This is a genomic window from Blastococcus sp. KM273129 (genome assembly GCF_021698995.1).
Taxonomy (GTDB): Bacteria; Actinomycetota; Actinomycetes; order Mycobacteriales; family Geodermatophilaceae; genus Blastococcus.
The window spans coordinates 1-341 of record NZ_SSXB01000210.1; the positions used below are offsets into that span (position 1 = coordinate 1).

The window sequence follows — 341 nt, forward strand, 5'->3', positions numbered from 1 at the left end:
CGGCGGCGCGGCGGAGCCGGCTGCGGGTGGCGACGGTGATCAGCCGCCCGTCGGCGGGGTTGCCGATGGCGATCTGCACGCATCCGCCGGTGGGGGCGGCGCCGACGCCGAGCAGGTCGAGTGCGCGGAGGATCTCCCGGCACTGGGCGGCGGTGACGACCTCCCCGGCGACCTCGGCGGCCGGCTGGCTGCCGCCCTGGCCGCCCTGGCCGCCGTCGGGGTCGGGGTCGTGCAGGGCGGGCAGCGGGGCGTGGATGGTCAGCTGGGCGGTGACCGGCGGCCGGGACCTGTCCCAGGGGCGCAGGATCAGGTCGGCGGCGACGGCGGCGCGCAGCACGCCG

Annotated in this window: 1 pseudogene; it reads right to left on the bottom strand. The window is 80.1% G+C overall.

Annotation, left to right across the window (positions count from 1 at the left end):
* A pseudogene (locus tag E9565_RS22065) lies at window positions 1–341 on the bottom strand (hypothetical protein); the annotation flags it as partial.